Genomic DNA, 13,516 nt, shown 5'->3' on the forward strand with positions numbered 1-13,516 from the left:
GTCGGTCAGGCGTCGTTGCGGACGAGCGCCTGCTCCCGCGTGCCGGCCGTCGTCGCGTCGGGTTCGCCCAACTGCTCGGTGGGGGTGCGGTAGGTCTCGGGACCGGTGAGCGCGGCGGCCGAGGACAGCAGGGCGAAGCCCAGGCACATCCAGGCGACCGGGGTCCAGTTCGCGGTGTCGCCCGCCGAAAGCCACTGCGCGATGGCCGGGGTGAAACCGGCGACCAGCAGTCCGAGCATCAGGCTGACGGCCATTCCGGTGTACCGGACCTTGGCGGGGAACTGCTCGGGGAAGTACGCGGGGTATACCCCGTTGGGCATCGCGTAGAACAGGCCGATCAGGACGATGCCGGCCGCGAACACCATGGGCGCGCTGCCGGTTCCGATGGCGTGGAAGAACACGAAGACCATGCCTGCGGCGCCGACGGCACCCGTGACGAACACCGGCTTGCGGCCGATCCGGTCGGCGAGGATGCCGAACAGTGGCTGGGTGAGCACGGCGACGAAATTGGCGGTGGCGATGGCCCACAGCATCGTGGAGCGTTCGAGCCCGGCGACCTGCACGGCGTACGCCAGCGCGAAGACGTTGACGATCGTGTTGATCATCGCGAACGTCGCGCTGAGGCTGATGCGGATCACGGTGCGCCAGTGCGAGCGGAACATCTCGACGACGGGGATGCCCGCCGTGTCGTCGTGCTCCTTCAGCTCCTCGAAGACTTCCGGCTCGTCGAGCTTGCGGCGCAGCCAGACCGCGACACCCGTCACGACGATGCTGAGCAGGAACGGCACCCGCCAGCCCCACGAGTAGAGCGCGTCGTCCGGCAGGGCGGCCACGGGAATGAACACCAGACTCGAGATGACGATGCCGAACATGATGCCGCTCATGGTGAACGACGTGAAGAACGCGCGGCGACCGTCCGGCGCATGTTCGAGGGTCAACGCGGAGGATCCCGGCGATTCGCCGCCGGCGGACAGGCCCTGCAGCAACCGCAGGAGCACCAGGATGATGGGCGCGGCCATTCCGATCTGCTCGTACGTGGGAAGGCAGCCGACGACGACCGTCGCGATGCCCATGAGGAGCAGGCAGGCCAGCAGGGAATTCTTGCGGCCGTATCGATCGCCGAGGTGCCCCCACAGCACGGCGCCGAGCGGACGCGCGATGTACGCGACGCCGAGCGTGCCGATCGACAGCAACGTCGCCGTCGCTCCTCCGCCCGGGAAGAAGATCTTCGGGAAGACGAGCGCTGCCGCGGACCCGTAGATGAAGAAGTCGTAGTACTCGAGCGTGCTGCCGAGGAATCCCGAGACGGCGGCCCGGCGGGCGTTCTCGTTCGGTTGTCCCCCGGTGTCGCGTGTAGACGTGCTTGCCATGGTGTTCCTTTCGTCCCAGGATCCGGTGTCGCCGCGAGGCGTTCTTCGGAGGTGACTCACCTCACACGAAGTTCCGGACCGTGACGAGCGTGTCATGGCGGACTATGCGCAGTCCAGCGCAAAAAAAGTCTTAGATATAGATCGAAAACGTCCTAATCGGGGGTCGGCAGGATCTCCTCCGACACCGCGAGCGCGACCCGGAGCGCATCAGAGACACGACGGGGCGACCAGGCGAGGCCGTGGTTCATGTAGATGGGCTCGCCGGTGAGGGGAACGAACACCGTGCCCGGGGGCGTGATCGCGGCGATGCCCGACGTCATCAGCGCCACGCCGACACCCGTCGCCACCAGCATCAGGATCATGTACGGATCGGTGATCTCCTGGACGACGCGGGGACGGAACCCCGCATCGACGCAGGCGCGCATCGCCACCTCCTGCAACGCCGAACCGGCCGACAGCGGCGTCGTCACGAACCCGTCCTCGGCGAGGTCGCGCAGGTCGATCTGCGGTTCCGATGCGAGCGGGTGATCGGCCGGGAGCACAGCACCGAACGGCTCCCGGCGGATCAGCCGCGTCGACACCGAGGCCGTCTCGACGGGAAGCCCGACGAACGCGAGATCGAGTGCGCCACTGTCCAGTTGAGTGATGGCGTCGCGGGTCATGATTCGCCCGACGAGGGTGAGTTCGATGTCGGGGTAGCGCTGCCGGAGCGCACGGGTGAGCGGCGGCAGGGACAGATGGTTGAGCACGCCGGTGAAGCCGATCTTGATGCGGCCGTACACGCCCCCGGCGGACGCGCGCGTGGCCTGACGCGCGATGTCGACACTCTCGAGAATGCGGTACGCGTGCGGCAGGAACGTGTGGCCCGCCGACGTGAGCGCGACGCTGCGGGTGCTCCGCTCGAACAGCGGCACGCCGATGTCCTTCTCGAGTTTGCGCACCGTCTGGCTCAGCGGCGACTGCGCCATCTGGAGCCGTGCGGCGGCCCTGCCGAAATGCAATTCTTCGGCGACGGCGACGAACGCTTGAAGCCAGCGAATCTCCATCGGATCCCCTTCGGCGAGTTTGACGAGTGTGGCTCAGCCCATATATTCCAATTCGTACACAGTGCGAAATGGATCATTCCGATTTCGCACATAGAACAAGACTAATGCGCACACAGTCGCGAGGAGAAACCACCATGGTCACGTATCCCGAGGGCGCGACCGCGCTCGTCACCGGCGGCGCGAGCGGAATCGGTGCGGCGTGCGCGAAACGCCTCGCCGACGCCGGGGTCCGCGTCGTCACCGCGGACATCGCCGCCGGGGCCGACGAGCGCCTCGACGTCACCGATGCCGACGCCGTCGAGAACCTCGCCGCACGCCTCGGCCGCGTCGACATCCTCGTCAACAGCGCCGGTGTCGTGGGGCCCTCGGCGCCACTGGTCGACGTCGAACTCGACGACTGGCGCCGCACGTTCCGCATCAACGTCGAGGGGACGTTCCTCGTGTGCCGCGCGTTCGTGCCCGCCATGACCGACGCCGGCTGGGGGCGGGTCGTGAACTTGGCGAGCATCGCGGCCAAGGACGGTAATCCCGGGCAGAGCGCCTACTCGGCGTCCAAGGCGGCGGTGATCGCGTTGACGAAATCGCTCGGCAAGGAGGTCGCGACGACCGGCGTCCTCGCCAATGTGGTCGCCCCGGCGGCGGTGGAGAGCCCGATGAACGCCGGCACCGACCCGGCGATCCTCGCGCGCTCGCAGAGTCTCACCCCGATGGCCAGGATGGGACGGCCCGAGGAGATCGCCGAACTCGTCGCGTGGCTGTCGTCCGAGGCGCTCAGTTTCTCGACCGGTGCCGTCTACGACGCCAGCGGTGGCCGGGCGTCGTACTAGCGCTCACAACCAGTGCGGCGGCTCGGGGATGTCCGCGCCGAGCCCGACCGCGCCACGGCCGGCGGCCCACCGCACGACTGCGGCGAGGGGCCCGGACACCTTGCCGGCGGCCGGCGACTCCGGCTGCACCGCAGCCGGTTCACTGCCGTCGACCGTGAGCACGAGGCCCGCGCCGCGGTCCTTGCGACGCCACATGCCGACGATGTCGGTGAGCAGCGACTCCAGCACGACGTCGGGGAAGTCGCCGAACCGGCCCCCGTTCCCCAGGTCCACGGCGTGGATCCACACCTCCCGGGTCCGCATCCACGCCGTCTCCGACACCGGCACGGTACGGCCCTGCGCGGTGCGCACCTGCGCCTCCCACGCCGCGGCCGGCAGGTTCCGCCACTTCTCGTCGAGGCGGGCGACGGTGTGGTCGAACAGGTTCCGCAGTGCCGCCGCCGACAAGGTGGCGCCCTCGGCGATCTCCCGCCCCCGCTGCTCCGGCGACGCATACATCGGGGTCTCGATCCCGGTGGCCGCCCAGTCCAGCAGCCGGCACAACGCGGCCGCGTTGTAGCCGACGTGCGCCACCAGGTGCGCGCGCGACCACCCGGACAGCGCCGTCGGCTCGTGCAGTTGCTCGTCGGTCAGCTCGGCGAGACGCTGCGCGAAATACGCCGTGCCGCGGCGGGCGATCAGCAACTGCTCGGCCAGGTCGAGATCGTGGAAACTCACGGCCCCTACTTGACGATCGTCTTGTTACGCACCGAACCGAGACCGTCGATGGTGACCTCGACCGTCTGCCCGTCCTGAATGTAGAGACCGGGCTTGCGGGCGTGCCCGACCCCGCCCGGGGTGCCGGTGATCACCACGTCACCGGGCTGCAGCGTCACGATGTGCGAGATGTACTCCACCAGCTTCGCCGGGGTGAACACCAGATCGTCGGTGGTGGTGGTCTGCACGACCTGCCCGTCGAGCGTGGTGACGAGGGCACCGCCGAACGTGTAGGAGTCGGTGGTCGTCAGGAACGGTCCGAAGCCGCTGGTCTTCTCGAATGTCTTGCCCTGATCCCACTGCAGCGTGCGGTACTGGTAGTCCCGCATCGTGTAGTCGTTCATCACGGAGTACCCGGCGATGTAGGACTCCGCCTCGGCCTCCGGGACCTGATACGCCTGCTTCCCGACGACGAACGCCAACTCCCCCTCCCAGTCCAGCTGGGCGGCGGCGTAGGCGGGGACGATCACGTCGTCGTACGGTCCGGTCAGCGCCTCCCGGAACTTCGCGAACAGGGTCGGGAACTCGGGCAGTTCCCGGCCCATTTCCTTGATGTGGTTGGCGTAGTTCAACCCGACGCAGATGATCTTCCCCGGGTTCGGGACCACCGGCGCGTAATCCGCGCCGTCGAGATTCACGGTGTCACCGGATGCGTTCTCCGCGATCGACTTCCAGTCCGGGTCGTTCAAAAGCACGGACAGATCCGGGTAGCCGTCGATGACGGTGGCGGTGGTGTCGGACTCGACGCGGACGGCGACGGTGCCGCCGGTGCGGCGCAGGGTGGCAAGCTTCATGAGATTTCAGGCTCCTTCGGAAATGTACGTGCGGTGAAAGTGCAGGCGCTCGACGATCGGGGCGTCGGAGAACGCGAACAGGTCGAACTCGGTGTCGGCCTCGATCGACCACTCCGTCCAGGACGGGACCACGATCATGTCGCCCTTGCCGACGGTGCGGGTCTGCCCGCCCAGGACGAACCGGCCCGAACCCTCGAACACCTGATAGACGGTCGAGCCGACGTCCCGGCGCGGGCGGGTGTGGGCGCCGGCCCGCAGCCGGTGGAACTCGGCGCGGATCGTGGGCATCACGTCCCCACCGGTGGTCGGGTTGGTGTAGCGGACCGCGGCATGACCGGGTTCGGTGGTCGCCGCGTACCCCTCGTCCTCGAGCGCCAACTGCTCGCGCAGCGCCGCGTCGGTGTGCTCCCACCGGTACGCCGCGATCGGCGACGATGTCTTCGCGTCCAACCCCACCAGCGGCCGCAGTCCCGGATGCGCCCACAACCGCTCCGACCGGGACACGTCCGGGGTCGAATCGTCGGTGACGTTCTCGGAGCCGAACTCGAAGAACCCGGTGTCGGTGTAGTGCACGAACGGAATGTCGAGGCCGTCGATCCAGGCCATCGGCTGATCGGTCTCGTTGTGGTGGCCGTGGAAATGCCAGCCCGGGGTCAGCAGGAAGTCGCCGCGCCGCATCGCAACCGGATCCCCGTTGACGACCGTCCAGACCCCCTCGCCCTCGACGACGAACCGGAACGCGTTCTGCGCGTGCCGGTGCTCCGGGGCCACCTCCTTCGGCCCCAGGTACTGGATGGCCGCCCACAACGTCGGCGTCACATACGGCACACCCCCCAGGCCCGGGTTAGCCAGCGCGATCGCCCGCCGCTCCCCACCACGGCCGACCGGGACCAGATCCCCCGCCCGCTGCGCCAGCGGATACAACGTCGACCACTTCCACACGAACGGCACCGCCCGCGACGTCGGCGTCATCGGCATCAGATCGCCGAGCTGAGTCCACAACGGATTCAGGTGCTCGGCCTCGAAATCGGTGTACAGCTGCTTCAGCGCGGGGTCGTCGTCGACGTGCGGTTCGGTGGCGGTCATGGCATCGACGCTAGGAGTTCAGGCCGCCACGTCGATACAAGATTCTTGTGTGCAGAATAATTGGTCAGGGTTCGAGATCCGCGATGTCGACCTCGAGTTCGCGGATCGCGTTCTTGATCTGCGACACCAGCGGGCCCTGCGAGTGCTGACGGAAGCGGGTGATCGGCACGGCCACGGTCAGCGCTCCGACGGCGGTCCGGGCCCGGTTCCGGATGGCGACACCGAATGCGGCGACGCCTTCCTCGGTCTGCTGCACGTTGACGGCGAACCCGACGGCGCGGGCGGCGGACAGTTCCCGGTAGAACCGCTCGAACTCGTCGGCAGGCAGACGGCGGTCGCCCCACTCGCGTTCGTCGTCGGCCAGATCCGCGGGCCGCAGGTACAGCTGCGCGAGGGTGTCCCTCGGGAGTTCCGCCAGCAGAATGCGTCCTCCTGCAGTCAATTCCGCATCGAGAACCTGCCCCTGCCGGTCGCCGACCCGTAGGATTCCCGCCGACTCGGCGGACGACAGGAAGCGGGCCTGGGTGCCGACGCGGATCACGAGGTTGACGGTCTCGCCGCACAGGATCGCGAGTGCCTCCATGTGGGGCCGGCAGAGGTCGTTGAACTCGCGGGTCCACCCCCGCTGCGCCGGGCCGGCCCCCATCGCCGCCCCGGGGTGGTACCGGCGTTTCTCGTCCTGAACGGCGAACCCCCGGTACACCAGCATCGCCATCAGCCGATGCGCGGTCGACGGTGCGATGCCGAGTTCCTCGGCGGCGTCCTTGATCCGCAGCGCTCCGACGTCGCGCAGCATCTGCAGCAGGCGCAGCGCGTTGTCGACGGACTCCAGCATGTACGCCGGCTTCTCGATGGTTTTCTTTTTCTGCACAGCAGAACTTTATTGCACGGGTGCTGTGCGCCGCATCACCCTCGATACATGCCCCTCACCGCCACCACCGCGGCGCCGACGACGAACCGCGTCGGACTGGACCGCACCGCCACGATCGCCGTCGTCGTCTGCTGGCTCTTCGTGGTCTTCGACGGCTACGACCTCATCGTCTACGGCAACGTCATCCCGAGCCTCCAGAACGAATGGGGCATCAGCGCCGCGACCGCGGGCACGCTCGGCAGTCTCGCGTTCCTGGGGATGATGATCGGCGCCGTCCTCGCGGGCCGCCTCTCCGACATCGTGGGACGCAAGCGGGCGGTGATCGGCTGCGCGATCGTCCTGTCCGTGTTCACCGCGCTGTGCGCGCTGGCGACCGGCCCCGTCATGTTCGGCGCGTTGCGTCTGATCGCCGGGCTCGGCCTGGGCGGCCTGGTTCCGACGTCCAATGCGCTTGCCGCGGAACTGGTCCCCGCGAGGTGGCGCGCCGCGGTGGCCACGATGATGATGTCCGGGGTTCCCATCGGCGGCTCGATCGCGGCACTGCTCGGCATCCCCGTCATCCCGAACTGGGGCTGGCAGCCGATGTTCGCTTTCGCGCTCGTCCCGCTGATCCTGCTGGTGCCGATCGCGTGGAAGACGCTGCCCGACCACACTGCGGCTGTGACGTCGACGGAGGTGCGGCCGGCCACGGGCTTCAGCGCACTTCTCGGTACCCGATTCCGTTCCGTCAGCATCATGTTCGCTCTCGCCACGATGGTCACCCTGCTCGCGTGGTACGGCCTCGGCACGTGGCTGCCCAAACTCATGCAGGGTGCGGGCACCGACCTCGGCAGCGCGCTCACGTTCGCCCTCGCGCTCAACCTCGGCGCCGTCGCGGGATCGTTCGTCACCGCCTGGGGCGGCGTCCGGTTCGGCACGATCCCCACCAGCATCGTCGCCGCGCTCCTCGCAGGTGTCGCGCTGCTGTCGTTGCTGACGAGCCCACCGGTGGCGCTGATCTACGTCATCTTCGTGCTCGCCGGCGTCGGGACCCACGGAACCCAGTGCCTCATCATCGCCGCGGTCGCGTCCTACTATCCCGATTATCTGCGCGGCACCGCCCTCGGCTGGGCGCTCGGCGTCGGCCGTGTCGGGGCCGTCGCCGCACCGCAGATCGGCGGCTTGCTGCTGGCCGCCGGGCTCGGCGCGGACTCCAACTTCATTCTCTTCGGCGTCAGCGCGCTCGTCGCCGCACTGCTGCTCACCGTGATCTGGCGCCGCTTCCCCTCCCCCACGTGAGTGCCGCCGTGTCCCCCGGCACGCTTTGCCACTCACCTGCCCCGAACGCTCGAAACGAAGGAACTGTCATGTCGAACCTGCAGGACGCACGCATCATCATCGCCGGAGGCGGGATCGGCGGCGCGGCCAACGCCCTCGCCCTCGCCAGGAAGGGCGCGAACGTCACCCTGTTCGAACGGGCCACCGAATTCGGTGAGGTCGGCGCCGGACTGCAGGTCGGGCCGCACGGTGCCCGCATCCTCGACTCCTGGGGCGTGCTCGACGACGTTCTCTCCCGAGCCTTCCTGCCCAAGAACATCGTGTTCCGCGACGCCGTGACCGCCGAGGTGCTCACGAAGATCGACCTCGGCGCCGAGTTCCGGGCCCGCTACGGCGGACCGTACTTCGTGACCCACCGAAGCGACCTGCACGCGACGCTCGTCGACGCCGCGCGGGCGGCGGGCGCCGAACTGCACACGGGTGTCACCGTCACCGACGTGGTCACCGACGGCGACCGGGTGCACGTGAGCACCGACGACGGGCGCACCCACGAGGCCGACATCGCCCTCGGCATGGACGGCCTCAAATCCCGGCTGCGGGCGAAGATCTCGGACGACGAACCGGTGTCGTCCGGCTACGCCGCCTACCGCGGCACCACGCCGTACGACGAGGTCGACCTCGACGAGGACATCGAGGACGTGGTCGGGTACATCGGACCGGGATGCCACTTCATCCAGTACCCGCTGCGCGGCGGCGAGATGCTCAACCAGGTCGCGGTGTTCGAATCGCCCGGCTACAAGAACGGGGTCGAGAACTGGGGTGGCCCCGAGGAACTCGAGCAGGCCTACGCGCACTGCCACGAGAACGTCCGCCGCGGTATCGACTACCTGTGGAAGGACCGCTGGTGGCCGATGTACGACCGCGAGCCCATCGAGAACTGGGTGGACGGGCGGATGATCCTGCTCGGCGACGCCGCGCACCCCCCGCTGCAGTACCTGGCGTCGGGAGCGGTGATGGCGATCGAGGACGCGAAGTGCCTGGCCGACTATGCCGACGAGGACTTCTCCGCCGGCGGTGGCAACTCCGCGTGGCCGCAGATCCTGAAGGAGGTCAACACCGAACGCGCACCGCGCTGCAATCGCATCATCACCACCGGACGCATGTGGGGCGAGTTGTGGCACCTCGACGGCACCGCCCGCATCGCACGCAACGAACTGTTCCGCACCCGGGACACGTCGAGCTACAAGTACACCGACTGGCTGTGGGGTTACGCGTCCGATCGCACGTCATAATCGCCTCCCCGCCCGGAGGGTTCGGCAGACTGGGTGAGTGACCCTCAACCTGGTGCGAACCCGTGTGTGGCGTGATGGCGAGTGCGTGGGCAAGGACTTTCCGCTTGCCGACGTGTCCGAGAAGGTGCGGGACGAGAACGCGCTCGTATGGGTCGATCTGTGCGACCCCGACCACGAGCGCCTGACCGAGTTGGCGAACGAATTGTCGCTCGATCCGAACGCCATCGAGGATGCCGTCGCCCGCGGCGAGCGACCGAAGGCGACGCGTTACGCCGGCCACGCATTCGTGACCGCGTACGCCACCTGGTTCGACGCCGACGACGTCAACACGCTCGGCGTCCTCGACTCACGGCTTCGGCTCAGCCGCGTCTCGGCGTTCGTGCTGTCGAACGGGATCATCACGGTGCGGCGGGACGACCGGTTCGACATGTCGCAGGTCGTGGAGCGCTGGGAGGAGGACCCCGCGCTGCTCACACCGGGTTCGGGCGCACTCGCGCTCCTGCACGGCCTGCTCGACGCCGTCGTGGACGGCCAGTTCGAGACGATCGAGACGATCGACGACGCGATCGAAGCGCTCGAGGAGGGACTGTTCGACGAGTCCGCGCGGACCAAGGAGATTCAGCAGCGCACGTACCGGTTGCGGAAGGAACTGGTGCAACTGCGTCGCGTCGTGCTGCCGATGCGGGAGGTGGTGGGCGCCGTCATCCGTGGGCGGGCCGAGTCCGAACGCGATCGGTCGCCGGTTCTCGACAGCCTGTACACCGATCTCTACGACCACGTGACGCGTGCCGCCGAGTGGACGGAGTCGTTGCGCGACATGGTGGTGACCGTGTTCGAGACGAATCTGTCGCTGCAGGACGCCCGGCTCAACACCGTCATGAAGAAGCTCACCGGCTGGGCGGCCATCATCGCGGTCCCCACCGCGGTGACGGGGTGGTTCGGTCAGAACGTCCTGTTCCCCGGGGTCGGACAGGTGTCGGGGACGATCGTCAGCACCGTCGTGATCGTGACGTCCGCGAGCCTGCTGTATGTCTTGTTCCGACGGCGCGACTGGCTCTGACGGATCTAGAGTTCGCTCGGCTGCGACACGGCCAGCAGCACCCGGAGGTTGTCGGTGACCACCCTGGCCGAGATGGTGGGATCGATGGCGCGCTGAATGCCCAGTCCGACACCGAGACTGAGGATGCTGCTGGCCGCGTCCTGCGTGGGCACGGGCAGGACGACCCCGAGTGAGTCGGTGAACGATTTCAGCAGCGTGACCGTGATCTCCCGCGCGACACCGAGGGTGGCGGTGAGCGCGTCGCGCAGTTCGGGGTCGTGACGGGACAGCACGATCAGCTCGAATTCCAGCATGGTCCACCCGACGTCGCCGAGCGTCTTCTCCGCCCAGGCCTGGAACGCCTCGAGTCGCTCCTCCATCGTCTCGCCGCCGCCGAGCGCCTCCGCGATCTCCTGCCCCTTGGTGGAGTGAATGAGCCCGAGCACCTCGAGGCACAGTTCCTTCTTGTTCTTGAAGTTGGAGTACACCGCACCCTTGGAGTAGCCGGCCTCGTCGGCGACTTTCTCGAGTGAGGTGGCCGCGTACCCGTCGGCGAGGAAGAGGTCGCGCGCGGTCGCGACGAGATGCGCCCGCGTCCGCGCCTGACTCTCCGACCTGGTCAATCGCGCCATGCTCACCCTTTCTCCGAAGCCCCTGCGAGAATATTCTACTTTTCATATACCGGCGGTATCTGGTTTCTGATAGCTTCCTAGGTATGACTTCAAGTGACACACAACTCAGTCGCGGGCTGGTGATCGGTTGCGGCGGCACGCTCGGCTCAGCGTGGACGGTGGCCGCCCTGGTCGCCGTGAGCGACGCCCTGGGATGGGACCCGCGCGAGGCCGACGTACTGGTCGGCACGTCCGCGGGCGCCGAACTCGTCACCATGCTGGGCGGCGGGGCAGGCGTCGACGAACTGCTCGCGATGCAACTCGGTGGCGCCACCCATCCGGCGCTCGACGGACATCTCGCCGCCGCACCGGGACGGTTCCCGCCGCTCCCGGCGCCGGGCCTCGGCTCGCCCGGCCTGCTGCGCCGCGGACTTCCGCCCGTCACCGCCGCCAGCGGACTCCTTCCCCGCGGTCGCGGGGACACCGCCTGGCTCGACCGGCTGGCGCAGCGGTTCACGGGCAAGTCCGGCTGGGTTCGCCACCCGGCGACGTGGCTGGTGAGCATGGACTACGACACGGGCGAACGCATCGCATTCGGCTCACCCGGCGCACCGGCCGCGACCCTGTCCGAAGCGCTGCGGGCGTCGTGGGCGATTCCCGGCTGGTTTCCCCCGGTCCCCCTCGGCGGCCGGCGGTTCGTCGACGGCGGAGCGGCGTCCACCGCGTCCGCCGACCTCGTCCTGCCCCTCCAACTCGACGAAGTGATCGTGCTGGCACCGATGGCGTCGACCGGCCGCATCCCCGGCCGCGGCGCTGCCCGCGTCGAACGCCGGATGCTGCGGAACTGGATGAGTGCGGGCCTCGACGCCGAAGTCGCGAGGCTGGAGGCGGCCGGAACGCGGGTGATCCGGCTCGACGCGACCGCCGAGGACCTCGCCGTCATGGGCCCGAACTTCATGGACGGCCGGCGCCGGCTCGCCACCCTCGAACATTCCCTCGTCACCACCCGAGCACAGCTCGCGAACGGAGTCCGCGCATGAACCACTTCGACATCCTCATCGTCGGTGCCGGGATCTCCGGTATCGGGGCCGCGATCCGCCTGAAGCAGAGCGGGATCGACAACTTCGCCGTTCTCGAGAAGGGGGACGCGCTGGGCGGGACGTGGCGCGACAACACCTACCCGGGCTGCGCGTGCGACGTCCCCTCGGCCCTGTACTCCTATTCGTTCGCGCCGAACCGGGAGTGGTCGCGGTTGTTCGCCGGGCAGGAGGAGATCCGCCGGTACATCGAGCGCACCGCCACCGATCACGGGGTGCCCGCCCACGTGAAGTTCGGAACCGAGATGCAGCGCGCCGAGTGGAGCGAGCAGACGAGGCGCTGGACGGTGGACACGTCCGCGGGCACGTTCACCGCGAACGCCGTCATCGCCGCCGCCGGGCCCTGGAACGAACCGCTCGTTCCCGCGATTCCCGGTCTCGACACGTTCACCGGCGAGGTCTTCCATTCCTCCCGCTGGAACCACGACTACGATCTCGCAGGCAAACGCGTGGCGGTCGTCGGAACCGGTGCGTCCGCGGTGCAATTCGTCCCGGCCATCCAGCCGAAGGTCGGGGAACTCCATCTGTATCAGCGGACCGCGCAATGGGTGCTGCCCAAGCCGGACCACACGCTGCCCGGCGTCGAGCGCACGATCCTGCGCCGCGTACCGGGCGCGATCCGCGCGTTGCGACGCCTCGAGTACGCGATCATGGAATCTCTCGGGCTCGGCTTCCGGCATCCGTGGATCCTGCGGGTGATCCAGCAGGTCGGCAAGGCGCAACTGCGTGCCCAGGTGCGGGATCCGAAGCTGCGCAAGGCGTTGACGCCCGACTACACGCTCGGCTGCAAGCGTCTGCTGCTGTCCAACGCGTACTACCCCGCGCTCACCCGTCCGAACGTCGAGGTGCACGCCACCGCCGTGCAAGCGGTGCGCGGCAACGTCGTCGTCGGCAGCGACGGCGCCGAACGGGAGGTGGACGCCATCATCTTCGGTACCGGCTTCCACATCCTCGACATGCCGATCGGATCCACGGTGTTCGACGGCGAGGGCCGCAGCCTCGCCGACCACTGGAAGGGCAGCCCGCAGGCGTACCTCGGGACGACCGTCGCGGGCTTCCCCAACGCGTTCGTCCTCCTCGGGCCGGCCCTGGGGACCGGCCACACGTCGGCGTTCATGATCCTCGAGGCTCAACTCGAATACCTGATCCAGGCTGTCACCGCTGCCCGGAGCAACGGATGGACGCGGATGGAACCGCGCCGGGACGTGCAGGACGCGTTCAACGCCCAGGTCCAGGAAGCCCTGGCCACCACCGTCTACAACGCCGGCGGCTGCCAGAGCTACTTCCTCGACGTCAACGGCCGCAACAGCTTCAACTGGCCGTGGTCGACCGACCGCATGCGGCAGCGACTCGGCCGGTTCGACGAGGCGGCGTACGACGTGTCGCGTGAGCCGGCGACGGCTACAGCGACTTCGCGATGATTCCCTTCATCACCTCGTTGGCGCCCGCGTCAATCTTCTGGACGCGGGC

13 protein-coding genes are annotated in these 13,516 nt (G+C 68.4%); 6 read left to right on the top strand and 7 right to left on the bottom strand.

All coding sequences use genetic code 11. From position 1 onward, the window contains the following. Nucleotides 1–5: 5 nt before the first annotated feature. Both I1A62_RS16045 and I1A62_RS16050 read right to left on the bottom strand, forming a co-directional pair. Complete coding sequence (locus I1A62_RS16045; RefSeq protein WP_219459146.1) at nt 6–1,370, bottom strand: MFS transporter; 1,365 nt, start codon at nt 1,368–1,370, stop codon at nt 6–8. A gap of 152 nt (nt 1,371–1,522) precedes the next feature. Continuing rightward, nucleotides 1,523–2,416, bottom strand: a complete 894-nt coding sequence (locus I1A62_RS16050; RefSeq protein WP_124389854.1) for a LysR family transcriptional regulator — start codon at nt 2,414–2,416, stop codon at nt 1,523–1,525. Nucleotides 2,417–2,550: 134 nt separating this feature from the next. Here I1A62_RS16050 and I1A62_RS16055 point away from each other — a divergent pair, with 134 nt between their 5' ends. After that, a complete protein-coding gene (locus I1A62_RS16055; RefSeq protein WP_124389855.1) occupies nt 2,551–3,243 on the top strand; it encodes an SDR family NAD(P)-dependent oxidoreductase in 693 nt (230 codons plus the stop codon). A gap of 3 nt (nt 3,244–3,246) precedes the next feature. Here the strand turns inward: I1A62_RS16055 and I1A62_RS16060 are convergent, their stop codons facing one another. From I1A62_RS16060 to I1A62_RS16075, 4 genes are all read right to left on the bottom strand, one after another. After that, nucleotides 3,247–3,960 (bottom strand): maleylpyruvate isomerase family mycothiol-dependent enzyme, encoded by a 714-nt coding sequence (locus I1A62_RS16060; RefSeq protein WP_219459147.1) that lies wholly within the window; start codon nt 3,958–3,960, stop codon nt 3,247–3,249. 5 nt (nt 3,961–3,965) lie between these two features. Beyond that, on the bottom strand, nt 3,966–4,793 hold the full coding sequence (locus I1A62_RS16065; protein ID WP_219459148.1) for a fumarylacetoacetate hydrolase family protein: 828 nt from the start codon (nt 4,791–4,793) through the stop codon (nt 3,966–3,968). 6 nt (nt 4,794–4,799) lie between these two features. Next, a complete protein-coding gene (locus tag I1A62_RS16070) occupies nt 4,800–5,879 on the bottom strand; it encodes a cupin domain-containing protein (protein WP_087557133.1) in 1,080 nt (359 codons plus the stop codon). A gap of 64 nt (nt 5,880–5,943) precedes the next feature. Next, the gene (locus I1A62_RS16075) at nt 5,944–6,750 is read right to left on the bottom strand and encodes an IclR family transcriptional regulator (protein WP_124389859.1); all 807 of its coding nucleotides are present in this window, start codon (nt 6,748–6,750) and stop codon (nt 5,944–5,946) included. 48 nt (nt 6,751–6,798) lie between these two features. On the opposite strand from I1A62_RS16075, the gene I1A62_RS16080 reads away from it, so the two are divergent. From I1A62_RS16080 to I1A62_RS16090, 3 genes are all read left to right on the top strand, one after another. Further along, nucleotides 6,799–8,028 carry an aromatic acid/H+ symport family MFS transporter gene (locus I1A62_RS16080; protein ID WP_219459149.1) on the top strand — a complete coding sequence of 410 codons (1,230 nt, stop codon included), beginning with the start codon at nt 6,799–6,801 and terminating at the stop codon, nt 8,026–8,028. A gap of 68 nt (nt 8,029–8,096) precedes the next feature. Then, nucleotides 8,097–9,299: an FAD-dependent monooxygenase gene (locus I1A62_RS16085; protein WP_219459150.1), complete on the top strand. Its 1,203-nt coding sequence runs from the start codon at nt 8,097–8,099 to the stop codon at nt 9,297–9,299. A 37-nt stretch (nt 9,300–9,336) separates the two neighbouring features. Beyond that, nucleotides 9,337–10,359: a magnesium transporter CorA family protein gene (locus I1A62_RS16090; RefSeq protein WP_219459151.1), complete on the top strand. Its 1,023-nt coding sequence runs from the start codon at nt 9,337–9,339 to the stop codon at nt 10,357–10,359. Nucleotides 10,360–10,364: 5 nt separating this feature from the next. Here I1A62_RS16090 and I1A62_RS16095 read toward each other — a convergent pair whose 3' ends face one another. Beyond that, nucleotides 10,365–10,970, bottom strand: a complete 606-nt coding sequence (locus tag I1A62_RS16095; protein WP_124389861.1) for a TetR/AcrR family transcriptional regulator — start codon at nt 10,968–10,970, stop codon at nt 10,365–10,367. A gap of 83 nt (nt 10,971–11,053) precedes the next feature. Here I1A62_RS16095 and I1A62_RS16100 point away from each other — a divergent pair, with 83 nt between their 5' ends. Together I1A62_RS16100 and I1A62_RS16105 are read left to right on the top strand one after the other, a co-directional pair. Then, nucleotides 11,054–11,989, top strand: a complete 936-nt coding sequence (locus I1A62_RS16100; protein ID WP_124389862.1) for a patatin-like phospholipase family protein — start codon at nt 11,054–11,056, stop codon at nt 11,987–11,989. Next, complete coding sequence (locus tag I1A62_RS16105; protein ID WP_219459152.1) at nt 11,986–13,467, top strand: NAD(P)/FAD-dependent oxidoreductase; 1,482 nt, start codon at nt 11,986–11,988, stop codon at nt 13,465–13,467. The genes I1A62_RS16100 and I1A62_RS16105 overlap by 4 nt, the downstream gene beginning before the upstream one ends. Nucleotides 13,468–13,516: the final 49 nt, after the last annotated feature.

The sequence above is a fragment of the Rhodococcus sp. USK10 genome, assembly GCF_019378875.1.
Classification (GTDB): domain Bacteria; phylum Actinomycetota; class Actinomycetes; order Mycobacteriales; family Mycobacteriaceae; genus Rhodococcus_F; species Rhodococcus_F pseudokoreensis.

Coding starts and splice junctions, on each gene's coding strand:
- I1A62_RS16045 (WP_219459146.1), bottom strand. CDS start 1,370: ATGGCAAGCACGTCTACACGCGACACCGGGGGACAACCGAACGAGAAC.
- I1A62_RS16085 (WP_219459150.1), top strand. CDS start 8,097: ATGTCGAACCTGCAGGACGCACGCATCATCATCGCCGGAGGCGGGATC.
- I1A62_RS16095 (WP_124389861.1), bottom strand. CDS start 10,970: ATGGCGCGATTGACCAGGTCGGAGAGTCAGGCGCGGACGCGGGCGCAT.
- I1A62_RS16080 (WP_219459149.1), top strand. CDS start 6,799: ATGCCCCTCACCGCCACCACCGCGGCGCCGACGACGAACCGCGTCGGA.
- I1A62_RS16065 (WP_219459148.1), bottom strand. CDS start 4,793: ATGAAGCTTGCCACCCTGCGCCGCACCGGCGGCACCGTCGCCGTCCGC.
- I1A62_RS16100 (WP_124389862.1), top strand. CDS start 11,054: ATGACTTCAAGTGACACACAACTCAGTCGCGGGCTGGTGATCGGTTGC.
- I1A62_RS16050 (WP_124389854.1), bottom strand. CDS start 2,416: ATGGAGATTCGCTGGCTTCAAGCGTTCGTCGCCGTCGCCGAAGAATTG.
- I1A62_RS16070 (WP_087557133.1), bottom strand. CDS start 5,879: ATGACCGCCACCGAACCGCACGTCGACGACGACCCCGCGCTGAAGCAG.
- I1A62_RS16105 (WP_219459152.1), top strand. CDS start 11,986: ATGAACCACTTCGACATCCTCATCGTCGGTGCCGGGATCTCCGGTATC.
- I1A62_RS16055 (WP_124389855.1), top strand. CDS start 2,551: ATGGTCACGTATCCCGAGGGCGCGACCGCGCTCGTCACCGGCGGCGCG.